General features: G+C 33.9%; 18 protein-coding genes. 14 read left to right on the forward strand and 4 right to left on the reverse strand.

Annotated features, from left to right (window positions below; genetic code table 11):
• Positions 1-209 precede the first annotated feature (209 nt).
• The 3 genes from NH286_RS05085 to NH286_RS05095 are packed head-to-tail and all read right to left on the reverse strand — an operon-like array spanning position 210 to position 3,643.
• Positions 210-1,613: a peptidase S41 gene (locus NH286_RS05085; RefSeq protein ID WP_265237383.1), complete on the reverse strand. Its 1,404-nt coding sequence runs from the start codon at positions 1,611-1,613 to the stop codon at positions 210-212.
• Positions 1,585-2,949, reverse strand: a complete 1,365-nt coding sequence (locus NH286_RS05090; protein ID WP_265237385.1) for a sensor histidine kinase — start codon at positions 2,947-2,949, stop codon at positions 1,585-1,587. Before NH286_RS05090 ends, NH286_RS05085 begins: the two co-directional genes overlap by 29 nt.
• The gene (locus tag NH286_RS05095; protein ID WP_106460647.1) at positions 2,930-3,643 is read right to left on the reverse strand and encodes a response regulator transcription factor; all 714 of its coding nucleotides are present in this window, start codon (positions 3,641-3,643) and stop codon (positions 2,930-2,932) included. Before NH286_RS05095 ends, NH286_RS05090 begins: the two co-directional genes overlap by 20 nt.
• A gap of 154 nt (positions 3,644-3,797) precedes the next feature.
• Between NH286_RS05095 and NH286_RS05100 the strand changes: the two genes are divergently transcribed.
• Positions 3,798-4,049: a GlsB/YeaQ/YmgE family stress response membrane protein gene (locus NH286_RS05100; RefSeq protein ID WP_106460646.1), complete on the forward strand. Its 252-nt coding sequence runs from the start codon at positions 3,798-3,800 to the stop codon at positions 4,047-4,049.
• Between the two features lie 47 nt (positions 4,050-4,096).
• On the opposite strand, the gene NH286_RS05105 is transcribed toward NH286_RS05100, so the two are convergent.
• Positions 4,097-6,991: a transglycosylase domain-containing protein gene (locus NH286_RS05105; protein WP_265237387.1), complete on the reverse strand. Its 2,895-nt coding sequence runs from the start codon at positions 6,989-6,991 to the stop codon at positions 4,097-4,099.
• A 129-nt stretch (positions 6,992-7,120) separates the two neighbouring features.
• Here NH286_RS05105 and hflX point away from each other — a divergent pair, with 129 nt between their 5' ends.
• From hflX to nrdR, 13 genes are all read left to right on the forward strand, one after another.
• Positions 7,121-8,356: a GTPase HflX gene (gene hflX / locus NH286_RS05110; RefSeq protein WP_265237389.1), complete on the forward strand. Its 1,236-nt coding sequence runs from the start codon at positions 7,121-7,123 to the stop codon at positions 8,354-8,356.
• Positions 8,325-8,981, forward strand: coding sequence for a YigZ family protein (locus NH286_RS05115; protein ID WP_265237391.1), 657 nt, complete (start codon positions 8,325-8,327; stop codon positions 8,979-8,981). Before hflX ends, NH286_RS05115 begins: the two co-directional genes overlap by 32 nt.
• The gene (locus tag NH286_RS05120; RefSeq protein WP_265237393.1) at positions 8,981-9,709 is read left to right on the forward strand and encodes a YebC/PmpR family DNA-binding transcriptional regulator; all 729 of its coding nucleotides are present in this window, start codon (positions 8,981-8,983) and stop codon (positions 9,707-9,709) included. Before NH286_RS05115 ends, NH286_RS05120 begins: the two co-directional genes overlap by 1 nt.
• A 1-nt stretch (position 9,710) precedes the next feature.
• On the forward strand, positions 9,711-10,511 hold the full coding sequence (gene lgt / locus NH286_RS05125; protein WP_106460641.1) for a prolipoprotein diacylglyceryl transferase: 801 nt from the start codon (positions 9,711-9,713) through the stop codon (positions 10,509-10,511).
• Between the two features lie 108 nt (positions 10,512-10,619).
• Entirely contained in the window at positions 10,620-11,033 is a 414-nt protein-coding gene (gene mraZ, locus NH286_RS05130; RefSeq protein WP_106460640.1) for a division/cell wall cluster transcriptional repressor MraZ, read from the forward strand.
• A 1-nt stretch (position 11,034) separates the two neighbouring features.
• Positions 11,035-11,958 (forward strand): 16S rRNA (cytosine(1402)-N(4))-methyltransferase RsmH, encoded by a 924-nt coding sequence (gene rsmH, locus NH286_RS05135; RefSeq protein WP_265237395.1) that lies wholly within the window; start codon positions 11,035-11,037, stop codon positions 11,956-11,958.
• 1 nt (position 11,959) lies between these two features.
• Positions 11,960-12,331, forward strand: a complete 372-nt coding sequence (locus NH286_RS05140) for a hypothetical protein (RefSeq protein WP_265214120.1) — start codon at positions 11,960-11,962, stop codon at positions 12,329-12,331.
• Between the two features lie 18 nt (positions 12,332-12,349).
• Positions 12,350-13,297, forward strand: coding sequence for a phospho-N-acetylmuramoyl-pentapeptide-transferase (mraY, locus tag NH286_RS05145; RefSeq protein WP_106460638.1), 948 nt, complete (start codon positions 12,350-12,352; stop codon positions 13,295-13,297).
• Positions 13,294-14,610 (forward strand): UDP-N-acetylmuramoyl-L-alanine--D-glutamate ligase, encoded by a 1,317-nt coding sequence (gene murD, locus NH286_RS05150; protein WP_265237397.1) that lies wholly within the window; start codon positions 13,294-13,296, stop codon positions 14,608-14,610. Before mraY ends, murD begins: the two co-directional genes overlap by 4 nt.
• 2 nt (positions 14,611-14,612) lie before the next feature.
• Positions 14,613-15,698: an undecaprenyldiphospho-muramoylpentapeptide beta-N-acetylglucosaminyltransferase gene (gene murG, locus NH286_RS05155; RefSeq protein ID WP_265237399.1), complete on the forward strand. Its 1,086-nt coding sequence runs from the start codon at positions 14,613-14,615 to the stop codon at positions 15,696-15,698.
• Positions 15,698-16,489 (forward strand): cell division protein FtsQ/DivIB, encoded by a 792-nt coding sequence (locus NH286_RS05160; RefSeq protein ID WP_265237401.1) that lies wholly within the window; start codon positions 15,698-15,700, stop codon positions 16,487-16,489. Before murG ends, NH286_RS05160 begins: the two co-directional genes overlap by 1 nt.
• A 42-nt stretch (positions 16,490-16,531) precedes the next feature.
• A complete protein-coding gene (gene ftsZ / locus NH286_RS05165) occupies positions 16,532-17,635 on the forward strand; it encodes a cell division protein FtsZ (protein ID WP_106460634.1) in 1,104 nt (367 codons plus the stop codon).
• A gap of 1 nt (position 17,636) precedes the next feature.
• On the forward strand, positions 17,637-18,110 hold the full coding sequence (nrdR, locus tag NH286_RS05170; protein WP_265214114.1) for a transcriptional regulator NrdR: 474 nt from the start codon (positions 17,637-17,639) through the stop codon (positions 18,108-18,110).
• The last annotated feature ends 43 nt before the right edge of the window (positions 18,111-18,153 follow it).

Here is an 18,153-nt window from a genome sequence, read left to right on the forward strand (position 1 = left end):
ATCCAGTTTTGTAATGTACCTTCGGGTATATCATATTTTTTAGCAACCATCGGACTGCCTCCAGATTCCCCTGATAAATATTCCGTTACTAGTTTGATTTTAAATTCTTTTGTGTATTTTGGCATACAAAAACCCCTCCATCCGTATTCCGGATTTTGGGGTTCAGGTCAAAAGCCTAGTTTTTTTGGTGCTTATTTTAAAATTAAAGGTTACCCCGCGATAGATAGGATGCTTCCTATTGGATTTTTAGAATTGATTCTTTGATTATATTCTATATATTTATTTTCGCCCTTTTCTCTAGCTGTAGTTATGCTCACAATAAGGCCTGAGTGGTCTAGCACTAAGAGGCTTGGCATCATATTGTAAATCCTATCATTCATATTTGGATTTGGATCTAGGGCGTTTTTAACTACATAGGCCCCTGAATCCTTTAGTATTGAAGCAAGTCTAATAGCCTCATTAGTGGTATTTGAGTTTACCAAAATATAGATTCCCCTATTAGCAAAGGTGCTATCCTTTTTTATCTTAAGTGTCACCTTATCATAGTAGGAATAGTCACCAAGATTAAAAGAGCTTGGTTTTTCGTTTGTTTTACTTGCTTGATTTTTAATATAAGGGGTTTGGTAATCAGATTCATTTGAATTTTTGATATCTTCTAGGTTTTTGCCTAAAAGAGACCCTCTATAATAAAAGATATCTTCAAAGTTATAGTCTTGATGAATTAGGTATTTCGCAAATTCATTTACAAAGAGATAATTTATAGATGAGTTTTCCTCTAAATCAAGAATAATTCTAGTGATTGATGGGGTAGAGGTCACAGCCTTGGTCATCTCATCTATTATAGTGTTAAGCTCTGAAAGTTTAAACACTGATAGGCTGATCCTTAGGGTGCTTTCTGATTCAATTGCTATATTTGCCTTGCTTGTGGTCTTATCGTTTATTATTCTCTTATATCTATTTACTACCTGAGGATTTTCAAGGCTAGTTTTTATATGAGATTGACCCTTATTTTTGTAATAATCAAACAAATCGTCGTAAGTATCCTTATCTAGGATTTTGCTTGCTGGGTCATTTAATAGTGAGAGGTAATTACCCAAAATTGTGAAAAACTCTTGGTCAGTCTTTGAATTGGCAATTTTTTTCTTATATGTTTCACCTTGCTTGATAAAATCTTCATAAGACTGTCTATTGTTTTTATCTACAGCATAGTTTTTAACCATGTATTTAAGAAGCTTATCGAAGTCGCTGGATTTTTCAGCACTTGTTAGGCTCCTGCCTTCAGTTGAAGTCACAAAAGCTTCTTTTGATATGTCATCTAGAACTTCATCCCTAAAGCTTGGATAATCTAAAGATTTGTAGGAATTAACTTTTTTGTAGATAAGATAGCTTGGAAGAAAGATAACAATTAATAGGCAAGCAAGAAGAGCTATTCTCCTTTGCCTATATATTCTTTGCCTTTCTCTTCTTTTTCTTAGGCGGGCTTTGGCACTCCTGTCCATGGATCTTCTATCTTTAACAACTCTGATTTGGTTTTTTGGTGAAGAATTCCTATCTTTGTTATTTTTATTTACTTTTCTAGACCTCCTAGAGGTGTTTGTCTTTCTTCTTGTCATTGTTCATCCTATTATTTTTCTCAAAGACTACATTAAACTCGCTTCCAAAGCCAAGATTAGATTTAACTCTTATTTTTCCTTCTAAGGCTAGGACAAAGTTTTTGGTTATGGCAAGTCCCAGGCCAACTCCGTTATCTTTGGTATTTCTAGAATCTTCTACCCTGTAGAACCTATCAAATATTCTTGGTATATCTTCTTCTTTTATACCTATACCGCTATCTTTAACACTTACTTGTATTTCTTTTTCATCCTCAGTCAGATTTATCTCTATAGTACCATTTTTGCCTATAGCTTTTATGGCATTTGAAACTAGGTTTTGAATGATTTGGCTTAGCTTATCTCTGTCGGTATAGAGCCTTACATCTTCATCGATATAAGTGTTAATTCTGATATTATTAAGCTTTGCCTTTGCGTTAAAACTTTTTGCGATGTATGTGACAAGCTCACTTACATCCACCATGGATTTTGATAAAACAGCATGTGCAACATTTTCCTCAAAGGTATTTTTAAGTCCAACAATGAGGCCTTCAAGCCTTACTATTTCTGCTGTAAGTGTGTCAAAAGTGGCAGGATCTGCATCTATTATTCCATCTTTCATGGCCTCGATTGTAAGCTTTAGATTGGTTAGGGGAGTCCTAAGCTCATGAGATATATCTTGGGCATATTGTTTCCTAATTGATTCTTGCTTTTTGAGGTTGTTTGAGAGGAAATTTATATTATCTTTAAGATTTTCAATTTCTCTTATATCTGTTTCCTCTTCAATCTGATCATAGACGCCTTCCTTGATGGCAAGGGTGGATTCTCCAATTGAAGTAATTGGATTAGATATATTGGTAGATAAGATTATAGCTATAACTGTTCCGATTGCAAGAGATATTGTAATTGCATAAATTACAGCCTGGGTAAAGTTGTTTTTAACTTCGTTTACACCAGTTAGGTCCCTGTTGTAGCGGATTATAATTTTACCGGCATTTAGGTTTGTTGTATCATCGATGATATTATATTCCTTAGATAGAATCTTAGAATCATCGCTTTTATCACGGCCTTCTAAATGTTTTATAAGCTTGCCAGCTTCATCGTAATATTCAATATCTACTTTTGAATCATGGGCCATGTTATCAAGATATGACCACATGAATTTGCTTGATATATCCTTATCGTTATTTAGTCTTATAAATTGATCTGAGATTTCATTCGGCCTCTTATCATCTAACTGCCTAAATAAGTCGTTATAGTTGATTGTGACCATCAAGGTGATAAGAATTGAAAAAACTAAGATACAAGAGAGGATCCCTGCTATAAAGTTTTTAATTATCTTATTCTTGAGAGTTGTCATCTATGCCACCGGACTTGTAGCCCATCCCATAAATTGTCTTGATATATTGTGGTTTTTTGGGATTATCTTCTATTTTTTGTCTGATATTTTTGATGTGGGTATCTATGGCCCTATCATAGGCATCGTAGTCATAACCAAAAGTTATTTGGATTATCTCATCTCTGGTATAGATTTTGTTAGGGTTTGAAAATAGGGTCTTAAGTATTGAAAATTCATTTTTGGTTAAGTAGATTTCCTCACCATCTTTGAAAAATCTATTGTACTTAAGGTCCATCTCAAGCCTACCATCTAGGGTTTTTATAATATCAGCTCTTGGTATATTGTATTTTTCAATCCTTCTAAGGATTGCCTTTATTCTTTCTATTAATTCTCTTGCAGAAAAAGGTTTTGTTATATAATCATCTGCTCCAAGTCTTAGGCCCTTGACTTTATCATCTTCTTCGACTTTTGCTGATAGCATGATTACAGGTACTTTTGATCTATTTCTGATTTCTTTTATAACTTCCTCACCAGCAAGTTTTGGCAACATCAAATCTAGGATAACTAGGTCAATATCTTCATTTAAAAATATTTTTAATCCTTCCTCGCCATCATAAGCTTGAAATACTCCATAGCCTTCCTTTGCTAGGTAAGATTTCACTATATTATTTATGCTTTCTTCATCTTCTATAATTAAAATATTAATCTTTTCCATACTTCACCTTCCAGGTTTATTATACCATAAAGATAAGGAAATTTGTTTTTTATCTATAATATAATTGTTTAAAAAGTCTAAAAATGGATATATATAATAATGTAGTAAATATAAAAATAATTTCTTTGAAATTTTAAATATGAAAGGAGTAATTATGGGAAATTACGGATTTATTATGACTCTAATTATAGGAGCCCTAGCAGGATGGATTGCTAGTAGAATTATGAAAAGAGATGCCGAAATGGGAGGTATTGCTAATATATTTGTAGGTATACTTGGTGGTTACTTAGGTAACTTCATCTTTAAAAACTATGCCGCAGGTACTTTTGGTCAAATCATTACAGCCATTGTCGGTGCAGTGATTTTATTATTTGTACTCGGTCTTATCCAAGGACGTAATAAGTAATAAAAAATAAAGCCGCTTGAAATGTTTAAGCATTCAAGCGGCTTTTCCTATGGTTGTGGGTTTTCTGGATTTTCTTCTTTTGGCTCTTGGTCTTTTGGTTTTTCCTTATCCTTGTCAGATTTTTTGTCCTTGTCTTTATCTTTTTTATCATCATCATCTTCTTCATCCTCAGGTTCTGGTTCTCCGAGGTTAGAATAAGCTTTTGGAATTCTTTGCTTCCAATCTTTTGGATAAATGTTATTAAATTTACTTGGATCGTAGTTGCTCTTTGGATTTATAAATGACCTTGAGACTATAAACTCGCTTGGAGTTACATTACTTACTAAGAGATTATTTCTTGAATCTACGTTTACCCACTCGTGTACATCGTCTTCTGCTGTTGGCTGGTTATTTGGTCCGAAGATTTCTGTGATGACAGTTCCTCTTGGGTCTGCATAAGATGCATCGGTTGGAAGCATTCCACTCATAGTATCTACCTTCATTGAAACTATGCCTTTAGGAACTTCAAAGCTAGCAGCTTCATAGCCATCTAGGATTTTGTTATTTATTACATTCCACATGAGGGCTGCTCTTTCTGCAGATGTACCAGTTAGGGAGATGTTTTGATCATCACATCCCATCCAGATTCCTACTGTGTAGTATGGGGTATAGCCTAGGCACCAGAAGTCGTTGTAATCATCTGTTGTACCTGTCTTTGTGGCAAAATCTGTTCCATTTAGGTAGATATTGCCATAGAATTTACCAGCATCTTGTAGGGCTGATGTTATTTGGTAGGCTGTTTCTGGACTTGTTACTTCATGACTAGTTTTTTCTTTTTCTTCAAATAAGACCTTACCTGTAGAATCCACGATTTTTGAGAAGGTGAGTGGTTCGTTATACTTTCCGTAGTTTGCAAGGGCTGCATAGGCTCCTGTCATATCTAGAGCTGTTAGACCACGAGTCATTGCTCCAAGGCCTAGGGCTGCGAGGTTTTCGTCATTTATTTCCTTATCCTCATCTGAGCTTACGAAGTTGTCGGCTCCGCTATCTTTGATTATTCCAAAGTTTTTGAGGTAGGAGATTGATGTATCAATTCCAACCTTATCTAAGGTAGAGACTGCTATTGTATTTATTGACATTTTTATAGCTTCTCTTATTGGTTTTACTCCCATGTAGTATTCGTAGACGTTGTTTGGCCAAGGCTTGCCATCTTCATTTAGCATTTGAGGTACATCATCTACACCTGTTGCAAGGTTAAAGCCATTGTCTAGTGCTGGAGTATAGGTAGCTATTGGTTTAATTGATGAACCTGGTTGTCTAGGAACAGATGAAGCCCTATCAAGGATTCTCATACCTTTTTGGTCACGTCCGCCCATTATAGCCTTGATTTGTCCATTTGCCTGGTCGATTATTACTGTTGATGATTGTGGCTGTATTGTTCCTTCTAGGTCTATATCATAATAGTCCTTATTTATTGAAAAACTTCCATCATCGTAGGCTGTAAATAAGTTTTCATTATCTTTTAGGTAAGATTTTGATATTACAATATTATCTTCATCATCTAAATATATATTTTTATTTGAACCTAGGTCTATATTTCCTGTCCTGTGGGTTCTTAAGTTTTTGTTTTCATCATCTAGGGAATAATAGTTTCTAAAGACTAGTTTTGCCTGATCTAGATAGGCCTTGTTTGTTGTAAGAACTATATTACCGTCATCATCCATATGGCAATCATCAGGTGAGAGTCTTATATCATTATTTTCATTTAAGAAGTTGCTTTTTGCATAATATAAGAGCTTGCCATCGGTATTTATAATATTTCCCCAATTATCATATTTCATCTTAAGTAGGGGAGCGACATCCCAACCTGAAGTATCTCCCATGAGGTAGGATGAGAAGTTGCTATAGATATCTTCGAGAGTTTTTTGCATCTCTGTATCTATAGTTGTTGTAATCTTAAGGCCGCCGTAGTAAAGCCTATCCCAAGCTTGGTTTTCACTCATATTTAATTTTTCCATAAGTTTAGCTACAACTTGTTTTTCAAGTAGGGAATTGAAATATGAGGCGATTTCGGTATTAGCTCTTTCGGCAGGTTCTATAGATTTTGCTACATCAAATTCTATAGCTTCATCGTAAGCTTTTTTATCGATATAGCCTAATTCTAACATCTTATCTAGTATATATACTTCTCGCTTTATTGGCGCTTCGTTATAAACTGCAGAATATTTTGTCCCGTCTATGGTAAATTCACCGAGGACTTTTTCATTTGTCACTTCGCTGGTCTTTAATGACTTATAGAGGGAATTTTCTGATGGAGATTGGACAATTCCTGCAAGGGCTGCGCATTGGGCTAGGTTTAGCTCTGATACATCCTCATTAAAGTATGTTTTGGCTGCTGCCTGAACTCCATAGGTATTTTGGCCCATGAAGACCCTATTTAAGTAGGTTCCTAGGATTTCTTCTTTGCTTAGGTGCTCTTCTATTTCTAGGGCTAGATAAATTTCTTTTATCTTTCTTTGATAGGTTTGATCGTTGCTAAGATAAGTATTTCTAGCAAGTTGTTGGGTGATGGTAGAACCACCCCTTACAATGCTTCCTGCCCTTAGGTTTTCTACCATAGAGCCTAGGATTGATATTGGATCAATTCCCTTGTGTTCATAAAATCTTTCATCCTCTACTGCTACAAAGGCATTTTTAAGGTCATCAGGGATTTTGTTATAATCAACTATCTCCCTATATTGACTTGTAGCAATAGCATCTACTTCATTGCCATCTTCATCTACAATGACTGAGTTTTGACTCATTTCATTTTTTATAGCGTTAGCATCGATTTCTGGTGCATTTTTCATGACTTCAAGTATTGCACCGCCTGTTATTCCTGCAAATATTACCATAATCGACCCTAAAAATAGTATTACTATTAGTAAGATTTTTATGATAATAGCGGCTGCTTTTTTATGCATATGGCCTCCATTTGTATTTTTTTTATATTTCGTAAATTATACCTATATCTATTTTATCATTTTTTGCGGGTAAGTTCCATACTTTATTAAATTTTAGATAAAAGTATAATCTTTAGGGAAAGGAATTTTATGCAAGAAGTAATACAAGTCAATGTCCTTGATAGGGATGATGATGAAGAAATTAAAATATATGAATTAGAATCTTTGATAAATACAGCAGGTGGAAAGCCTGTTGCTTTTGTTAGCCAAGTTGTTAGTAAGGTAAATCCAAGATTTTACATTGGTAAGGGCAAGCTTGAAGAGATAAGGGAGCTTTCGGAGAATTTAGAAGTAAAGACAGTAATTTTTGATGTAGAATTATCTCCAAGCCAATTATATAACCTAGAGGAAGAGTTAAAGCTAAAAGTTGTAGATTGGACAAGCCTTATTCTTGATATCTTTGCCCAAAGAGCCCATACCCGTGAAGCCAGGCTTAAGATAAAGCTTGCCCAGCTTAAGTATCAATTACCAAGGATTAATAAGTGGTTTTCATACCTATCCAGACAGGCCGGTGGAATTGGTACCAGAGGACCGGGTGAAACCATGCTTGAAACCGATAGGAGAGCCATAGTAAGAGATATAAAATCCCTTGAAAAATCCTTAAAAGATATCGAAAAGACAAAAGTCACAAATAGAAAATCTAGGGAGTCTTCATTTAATATTTCTCTAGTAGGCTATACAAATGCTGGTAAATCTACGATATTAAATGGGATGATGAATTTGTTTGGTTCTGAAAAATACGTCTATTCTGACGATTTGTTATTTGCGACCCTAGATACATCTACCAGGAGACTTGATTTTTCAAACACTAAGGTGACTCTAACAGATACAGTTGGTTTTATAGATAACTTATCTAAGGAATTAAATGATTCATTCTTAACAACTCTTGAAGAAATTAAATTTGCTGATATGCTATTAATTGTTATTAATTCATCTTCAAATATTGAAGGACAAATTAAGACCATAGAAAAGTCGCTTGATGAAATAAATCTTGATGGCAAGGAGATTATCTATGTCTTTAATAAGATTGACCTTGTAGATGATTTGACAGCTGTAAGTCTATATAAACGTGAATATGAGAGAATATTCATATCAGCCCATGAAGATAAAGATTTGATAAGGTTAAAAGATGAGATTGTCAAAGTCATAAAAGAAGATTATACAAGGGTAAAGATGCACATATCTTTTAGTGATGGAGCAGTTCTTGATTATATGATGACAAATTACGATATATTAGAAACTGAATATGACAGCGATGGAACTAATATTACTTTTGAAATAAATAAGGAAGATTATGCCAAATTCAACAAATATATCATCAGGTGATTATAAAACAATAGAAGGAGTCAAGACTTCAGAATTTGAAGTTGAAAAGTCAGTATTTATTACAAGGGCCAAGCATGTAGAAAGTGAAGAAGAAGCCTTAGCTTTTATAGAGGAAGTAAGAGGAGACCACAAGGATGCAACCCACAATTGTACAGCTTATATAATAAATACCACTCCAGAAATTAAAAGATATAACGATGATGGCGAGCCCCAAGGCTCAGCCGGCCTTCCCATGCTATCAGTCCTTGAAAAGGAAGAAGCCACAAATGTTTGCGTAGTTGTAACTAGGTATTTTGGGGGCAAGCTTCTAGGTAAGGGAGGACTTGTAAGAGCTTATACAAAAGGGGTAGCTGATACAATTGGTCCAAATCTTATTTACAAAAGAGATTATTTTGTAGTAGAATTAATTTTGTCATATAATCTATTAGGTCAGATAGAAAATTATATAAACGAAGAAAAATATCAAGTAATCGACAAGGCTTACACAGATATAGTAAAGTTTGAAATCTATGTAAGACATGATAAGTACGAAAAGTTTGAAAAAGATCTAATAAATTTGACAAGCGCTAATATAGAAATTAATAAAATAAAAGAGCTAATGCTCTATGAGAAAGGAAGGATTTAATGTCAGGACATAATAAGTGGAGTAAGATAAAAAATAAAAAAGGTAGTGAAGATGCAAAAAGAGGTAAGATTTTTACCAAACACGCTAGAAATATAACAGTAGCAGCTAGAGAAGGCGGACTAGATCCAGAATATAACGCAAGTCTTAAGACAGCTATCGAAATGGCAAAGGCAGATAACATGCCAAATGATAATATAGAAAGGGCCATAAAAAAAGCTAGTGGTGAAGCAGGCGGAGAAAACTATGAAAGATTAGTTTATGAAGGATATGGTCCAGGCGGAGTTGCCTTTATAGTAGATTGCCTAACAGACAATAAAAATAGGACAGCACCAGATGTTCGTCATATCTTTGATAAATTTGGCGGAAATCTTGGAACAGATGGATCTGTAATGTTCTTATTTGAAAGAAAGGGAGAGATAATCGTAGATGGAGAGGGTAAAGACTTTGACCAATTTATGATGGATGCCCTAGAAGCAGGTGCTAGTGATGTTGATGATTTAGATGGTTTTTATGAAGCACTCACAGAAGTAAGCGACTTCAATGATTCAGTAGAAGGCCTAAAGAAAATGGGCTATGAGATAGAAAGAGCAAATATTTCATATATAGCTAACAATATCGAAGTAGATGCTTCTCATCATGAAAAGCTAAACAAATTGATAGATGCCTTAGAAGATCATGACGACATCCAAGAAGTATATCACAATTGGGATATGCCAAGCGAGGAATAAGATGGAATTTAATATAGACAGGGTAGCCTTTTCTATTTTTGGCCTAGACATATATTGGTATGCCATAATAATAATTGGAGGAATATTAATTTCCTCCCAATTTGCCAAGAAAGAATTTGTAAGAAGAGGTTTTGAAGAAGACTTTATTTACGATATACTTTTTGTAATCCTCCCAATAGGAATTATTGGAGCAAGGCTTTGGTATGTAGCTTTTGAATGGGATTTTTATGGAGCAAACCCAAGCCAGATACTAAACTTCAGGGCAGGAGGTCTTGCCATCCACGGCGGAATATTTGCAGGACTTATAGCCTTATGGATATATGCTAAGCATAAAAATATTCCAATATTAGATCTTACAGATGTTATGGTTCCATCCCTTATTCTTGCCCAAGCTATAGGCAGGTGGGGAAATTTTGCAAATTCCGAAGCTCATGGCGGGCCAACAAACTTGCCTTGGGGAATTATAATAGATGGGGTCAAGGTTCATCCGACCTTCCTCTATGAATCAATTGGAGATTTTCTAATATTTCTATTTTTAATTTTTTATAGAAAGAAAAATCCAAGCAAGGGCAAGCAAACAGCCATATATTTTATAGGTTATGGAGTTTTGAGATTTTTTGTAGAAGGTCTTAGAACAGATTCCTTATATGTACTTGGTCTTAGGACTGCTCAGCTAGTCTCAATTGGTTTTGTAATAATAGGAGTTATTTTATTTATATATGCACATAAAAATAATCTCCCACCTTATTTTCAAAAAGCTAAATCTAAAGAGAAAGCTGATAGAATAATCAAATTTAAATAAGTTGGTAAATATTGACCGGTTTTCAAACCGGTCTTTTTTCTTGCTTTTTTCCCTGATATAGGATAAAATGATAGTGAAGTGGAAGATAGTGGTAAAAGGTGGTAAGAAATGTTCCTAGGTGAATATATCCATAAGATGGATTCAAAAAACAGAATAATGATGCCTAGTGAATTTAGACCTTCTCTCGGGGAAGAATTCTATCTTACCAAGGGACCTGAGAACTCCTTAGTAATTTATACAGAAGAAGAATTTCAAAAAAGGTCTCAAAACCTTGACCAGTTAATCTATGAAAATAAGAAAAATCGTGCTATAAAAAGACTATTTTTCTCTTCCACTGTCAAGATGAACCTTGATAAACAAGGAAGGATCTTGATAAATAAGAATCTTAAGGACTATGCTAAGATCTCAGATGAGGCCATAATAATTGGCAATAACAATACCATAGAAATATGGGATAGAAAAGTTTGGGATGAATATATAAACGAAGTCGAGGTGAATTTATCCGACATTATGGATGAATGATATGAAATTTGAACATATACCAGTTCTTGCAAAAGAAACTATAGAAAATTTAAATATTAAACCAGACGGAATTTATGCTGACCTAACCCTAGGAAAGGGAGGTCATTCTAAGATGATCCTTGAAAGACTATCTGAAAAGGGACTTCTTATAGGCATAGACCAAGATGAAACTGCCATTAAAGCTGCCAAAGAAAATTTAAAAGACTACAAAAATACTGTATTTTTTAATACTAACTTTGAAAATATTAAAGAAGTCTTGACTGAGGCGGGTTTTAATAAAATCGATGGTGCTCTGATGGACATTGGCGTCAGCTCGTATCAAATCGACAATCCAGAGCGTGGTTTTTCTTATATGAAAGATGGACCACTTGATATGAGAATGGATAGACAAAATGAGTTAACAGCAGAAAAGATTGTCAATGAATACTCTCAGGATGAACTTACAAAGGTATTTTTTGATTATGGTGAGGAAAGATTCTCTAAATCCATAGCCAGAAATATAGTAAAGTATCGCGCAAATGAAAGAATTAATACCACTTTCAAACTCCGAAATATTGTTATGAAATCTGCGAACTTCAAGAATGAAGTTCATCCTGAAAAGAGGATATTTCAAGCCTTAAGGATTGCAGTCAATAGAGAGTTAGACGTATTAGAAAATACCATTGATGATATTATAGATTTTATAAATAAAGATGGCAGACTAGCTATAATTACTTTCCATTCTTTAGAAGACAGGATAGTTAAAAATAAATTTAAAGACTTGGCGACAGATTGTATCTGTCCGCCAGAGATTCCAGTTTGCGTATGTGATCATAGGGCTAAGGTAAAATTGATAACCAAAAAGCCAATCACAGCAAGCAAGGAAGAGTTAGAAGCTAATTCTAGGAGTAAACCTGCTAAACTTAGAGTATGTCAAAGGATATGATATGGCTGAGCGTATAGAATATAAGATAATAAAAAATAATAATAAAGGAAGAGTTAGACTGAAGGTAAAAGAAAAACCAAAAAGATCTAAGTCTTACAATATCGATTTGCTAAGAAAGAGAGATAGAATGATGAAATTCTGGATAAGTCTCTTTGTTTTTTCTATGCTAATGGCTATGACTACTTTTTTGATAAATAAAAGAATAAATTTGTCAAATGAGAGATTTGAGTATAATAGACTACAGGCAGATATAGTAAGTTATGAGCTTCAAAGAGATAGGCTTAAGACTAGCCTTGATGAAGCCGTTGACTTAAATAGAATTCAAAGATATGCGATAGAAGATTTAGATATGGTATATCAGGATAATAATTAGCTGCTGATAGGAAGTAATATGAATAAGTATTTATTAATTTTATTGGGAATATTTTTAAGTTTGGGCTTGTCATTTTTTATAATTCCAATTCTTAAAAGCAAAAAAATCGGTCAAAATATTAGGGCAGTTGGTCCAAAAAGCCATCTAGCTAAGGCAGGCACACCAACCATGGGTGGAATAATCTTTATAATTTCTGCCTTCATCTTAAGTCTATTTTTCTTAGATAAAAGTATGGAAACTTTAATACTTTTAGTATCCATGGTGGGTTTTGGAGCAGTAGGCTTTATCGATGATTTCAAAAAACTAGTATTAAAACAATCTGAAGGTCTTAAACCAAAAGAAAAATTAGTCCTCCAATTTGGTCTAGCAATTTTGGTAAGTATTTTAGCCTTCATAAATGACAAGGAATCTATAACAAGATTACTCATACCATTTACTAATTTTTACCTACCAGTATCAATAATAGGAATTCCTATTATGGTATTTATAATAGTAGGTACTACAAATGCTACAAACCTAACAGATGGTCTTGATGGCCTCTTGGTAAGTGTATCAATCCCAGTATTTATTGCTCTAAGCATAATTGGAAAGACAACCAATAATGAAACTTTTGCACTAATTATGCTTGGAAGTCTCCTAGGATTTTTGGTATTCAACTTTAATCCTGCAAGTGTATTTATGGGAGATACTGGATCTATGGCAATAGGCGGTGCAATAGTAGCCCTTGCAATAAATCTTAAAATTCCAATTTATTTAGTAATATTTGGTGGAGTTTATATGATGGAAACCCTATCAGTAATAATTCAGGTTTTATCATATAGACACAGGAATAAAAAAAGAGTCTTTCTTATGACTCCTATTCATCATCATTTTGAATTAAAAGGTTACAAAGAATCAAAGATAGTAGCAGCCTTCGCTGTTGTATCTATCGTATTATCATTAATAAGTTTGGTGGCATTAGTATGAGTAAGGTATTAGTATATGGACTTGGTGTAACAGGCATATCATCTGTTAAATGTTTGGATAAAAAAGGATATGAGGTTTACACCTTCGATAAAAATAAAGAAAAAATAGAAGAACTCAAGGGCTATAACTATAGCCCTATTTCTTGCGCTAATTTAGAAGATTATAAGTTTGAATTTGTACTTAAATCACCTGGAATAAAGCCAAATGATGAATATGTAGAGCTTTTAGAAAAGAGAAACGAAATCATCTCAGATATAGAAGCGTCACAAAGGTTATTTCCTGAAAAAGAAAAGATTGCCATCACAGGTACAAATGGCAAAACTTCCACAACATCGATGGTAAACCATATTTTAAATCAGTCAGGTCATAAGGCCTATGCGGTTGGAAATATAGGCGAGGGAATCTTGTGGCAAATGTATAATAATGAGGGAGTCTTTGTTGAAGAATTATCATCATTTCAACTACATGATAGCAAGTTATATCATCCAAAATTTGCAGCAATCCTAAATATTAACGAAGACCATATAGATTGGCATGGTAGTTTTGATGATTATATAAATTCAAAGTTAAAAATATCATCAAATCAAGATCAGTCAGATTTTTTAGTGATAAACAAAGACGATAAGATTTTAAAAGCACATAAGTTAAGCTTTAAGGCAAAAGTTTATGAATTTTCAAGCAGACAAAAGGTGGAAAGAGGTCTTTACCTAAAAGAAAATACAATCTACCTCATAGATGAAAATCATGATGATGAAAGCATTTTAGATGTTAGAGATCTATCTGTAATAGGTAGGCATAACTATGAAAATGCCATGGCAGCTATCCTTTTAACTTATCTATATGGGATAAATCTTGATGATATTATAAAGTCAATTAAGACCTTCAAATCAATTGCTCACAGACTTGAGTTTGTAAAAACAATTGACGGAGTAGATTATTATAATGACTCCAAGGGGACAAATGTCGATAGCTCTGTAAAGGCTATTGAGTCTTTCGATAGACCTATTATTATAATTGCAGGCGGCTATGATAAGCACATCGACTACACTGATTATGTCAAAGCTTTCAAGAAAAATGGCAAACTTATGATAATAATGGGCCAGACAAAGCAAAAGCTAGAAAATATCTGCAAGGACCTAGGAGTTTCTTATATAATGGTAGAAAATATGAAAGAAGCCTTAGATGAAGCTTATAAAGAAGCCCAAAGCGGTGATGTAGTTTTACTATCTCCAGCCTCTGCGTCATGGGATATGTACAAGTCCTATGAACAAAGGGGAGATGACTTTAAAGACCTTGTAAAAAAGTTAGGATAAATATGAAAAGAGCAATAATAACTGGTGGTGGGACAGGTGGTCACATCTATCCTGCCATAGCAATAGGTGATAAGATAAAAGAAGAAAATCCAGGAGTAGAAATACTTTATGTTGGAATAAAAGGCGGCCCAGAAGAAAGGATAGCCAAGAAAAACGGATATAAATTTCATTCTATAGAAGCAATGGGCATACCTAGAAAGATTAATAAAAGATTATTTAAATCACTTTTAGCAAATATTAAAGGATTTGGCCAAGCTAAAAAAATTATAAAGGATTTCAAACCAGAATTAGTTGTAGGAACTGGTGGCTATGTATGTGCACCTATTCTTTACCAGGCTGCAAGAGCTCATATTCCATCAATTGTTCATGAATCAAATTCTTATCCAGGTATGGCAAGTAAATTCCTATCTCAAAGGGTTGATAAGGTATTAATTTCCTACGAGGAAGCAAAAAAGCATTTTAAATATCAAAAAAATATTGTAGTAACAGGCAATCCTGTTAGAAATAATTTCAATCTTACTTATACTGAAGAGGATTTAAAAAGTCTTGGAATAGATGAAGATAAGCCTATTGTATTTTCTTTTGGGGGATCAAATGGATCTTATGCATTAAATCAAGCAGTTTTAGAACTAAGCAAAAAGCTTGATGGAAAATATTACCTCCTCCATCAAACTGGAAATAGGTATTATGATGATTTTGTAAAGAAAGCATCACCAAGCAAATACCTAAAAGTTTTTGAATATATAGATAATATTGATCTTTTTTATGGCCTAGCAGATTTAATAATAGCTTCATCAGGAGCGATGAGTCTTGCAGAAATTTCATCAGTTGGCAAGGCTTCGATATTAATACCTAAGGCATACACTACAGAAAATCATCAAGAGTATAATGCAAGAACTTATATGGACCATGGAGCAAGCCTTATGATTTTAGAAAAAGATTTGAAAGCTGACCTATTAAATGATTCTATATTGAGTATAATAAAAGATAAAGATACTATGCAAAAAATGGGGGAAGAAGCTTATAAACTTGCTGATATGTCCGCAACTGACAAAATTTATAGCGAGATTACTAAGTTAATTGATTAATGACTAATAAAAACGATGATAGAATTATAAAAAAGGGATCAAAAATTTTTAGTAAAAAATATATAGCTAGAAGACCAGGTAAGGAAGAAATTGAAAAGCCTAAAAGTAAGATTTTCTTCTTCCTTATTTTATTGGCATTTTTGCTTGGCATATTTGTAAATCTTTACACGCATCCCTTTATGAAAATACAGGATATATACATAAAAGGTAATGTTATAACTGATGATACAGAGGTAATAAAGAAGCTTAGGTCACCAGTTGGTAAAAATATACTATTATATGATTATAAAAGAAGCGAAAAGGAACTTAAAAAATTAAACTTTGTAAAGACAGCAAGAGTTAGGAAGGTTTTTCCTAAGATTTTATCAGTAGAAATTGGGGAAGACTTCCCACTTTATAAGATAAAAAATAAGGATCTTTATGTATCAAATAATGGACTTATAACAGCTGATGTGGATAAGATAAATACCGAAAGGCTTATCGAAATAGATATAAACTCTTATAATAAAGAATTGGGTGAAAATTTTACCTCTTCTGAAACTACAATGAATTTTATTAAGGCTATAAGCACATCTCCTATTATAGGTAGGGTAAGTAAGTTAAATTTGGAAAATAAGCTTGATATTGGTATAATGGTAGAAGATATTGAAGTTAAGTTTGGTGATTTAAATAATGTTGATTACAAGATTAAATTACTAAATAAAGTTTTAGCCGATATAAAAAACAAGGGCAAAAAAGTAGAAAGTATTAACTTAAACAACGGCGATAAGCCAGAAGTTGTGGTAGATTAATCTTTTAGCTAAATCTAAAAATAGAAAACGACGGGGGAATTTATGGCAAACATTAATTATGATATGGAAAACAATTCTTTAGCTAAGATAAAAGTTATTGGTGTTGGTGGTGGTGGAAATAACGCCATCAGCAGGATGAGAGATAACGGCCTATCTGGTGTAGAGTTTATGGCACTTAATACTGACCTTCAAGCTCTACAAGGTTCAAACGCTGATATTAGACTTCAAATAGGTGAAAAGCTTACAAGAGGTCTTGGAGCAGGAGCTAACCCACAAGTAGGTGAAAAGGCAGCAGAAGAATCTAAAAGTGAAATAGAAGAAGCTATAAAAGGCGCAGATATGGTATTTATCACAGCTGGAATGGGCGGTGGTACAGGTACAGGTGCAGCTCCAGTTGTAGCACAAGTAGCAAAAGAAATGGGAATCCTAACAGTAGGTGTAGTTACAAAACCATTCTCATTTGAAGGTAGAAAAAGAGCTAATCAAGCAGAATCAGGTATTGAAAAATTAAAAGAAAATGTAGATACCCTAATAACAATACCAAACGATAAACTACTCCAAATTGTTGAAAAAAGAACATCAATGGTAGAAGCCTTCCAAATGGCAGACCAAGTACTTATGGACGCTGTAAGTGGTATATCTGAACTGATAGCAGTACCAAACGTAATTAACCTAGATTTTGCTGATGTTAAATCAATCATGGCAGATCAAGGAATGGCACACATGGGTATTGGTAGAGCAAGCGGAGAAAATAGAGCAGTTGATGCTGCGAAAGCTGCTGTTAACTCACCACTTCTTGAAACAAGCATAGAAGGAGCTAATGCAGTACTATTAAACGTTACAGCTGCAGAAGTAGGCTTAATGGAAGCAAATGAAGCAGCTGAGCTAATCAGAGACCACATAGATTCTGATGCAAACATAATATTTGGTGTTGGTTCTGACGAAACAATGGGTGAAGAAATCAAGATTACAGTAATAGCTACAGGATTTGATAATGCGGGCAGACCTAGAAGAGCAGATAGATCAAATTCGTCTGACGAATTAAGAGCTCCTCAAAGAAACAACGCAAACAACGTCAATAAAAATAGCCAAAGGAGATCATCAAACTTATTTGATGATTTAGAGCTTCCTGACTTCTTAAAATAATATGAGATGTCCCTATTGTGATTCTAAAAATACAAGGGTATTAGATTCTAGATCAACTGATGATGACAGGGCTATTAGACGAAGAAGATTGTGCGAAGATTGTGACAAGAGATTTTCGACCTACGAAAGGTATGAAGATTCCACAATCATGATTATCAAAAAAGACAACACAAGAGAGGCTTTTGACCCAAGAAAGCTAATCTCAGGCATTGTCAAGTCTTGCCAAAAAAGACCTGTCAGCATGGATCAAATAGAAGAAGTAGCTAAAAATATTGAAACCAAAGTTAATCATACTGGCAAAAAAGAAGTAACTTCAACATATATAGGACAGCTTGTCATGGATGAATTAAAAGACTTAGATCCAGTAGCATATGTGAGATTTGCATCTGTTTATAGAGAATTTAAGGATGTCGATTCATTTTATGAGGAGATTATAAATTTAAAAGATGATAAAGGGCTGTTGCAGAATGAATAAATCATCCCGAATCATTAGAGGAACCTCCACGAAAATTTTGCCT

Origin of the sequence: Anaerococcus sp. NML200574 (genome assembly GCF_026131665.1) — a bacterium.
GTDB lineage: Bacteria > Bacillota > Clostridia > Tissierellales > Peptoniphilaceae > Anaerococcus > Anaerococcus kampingae.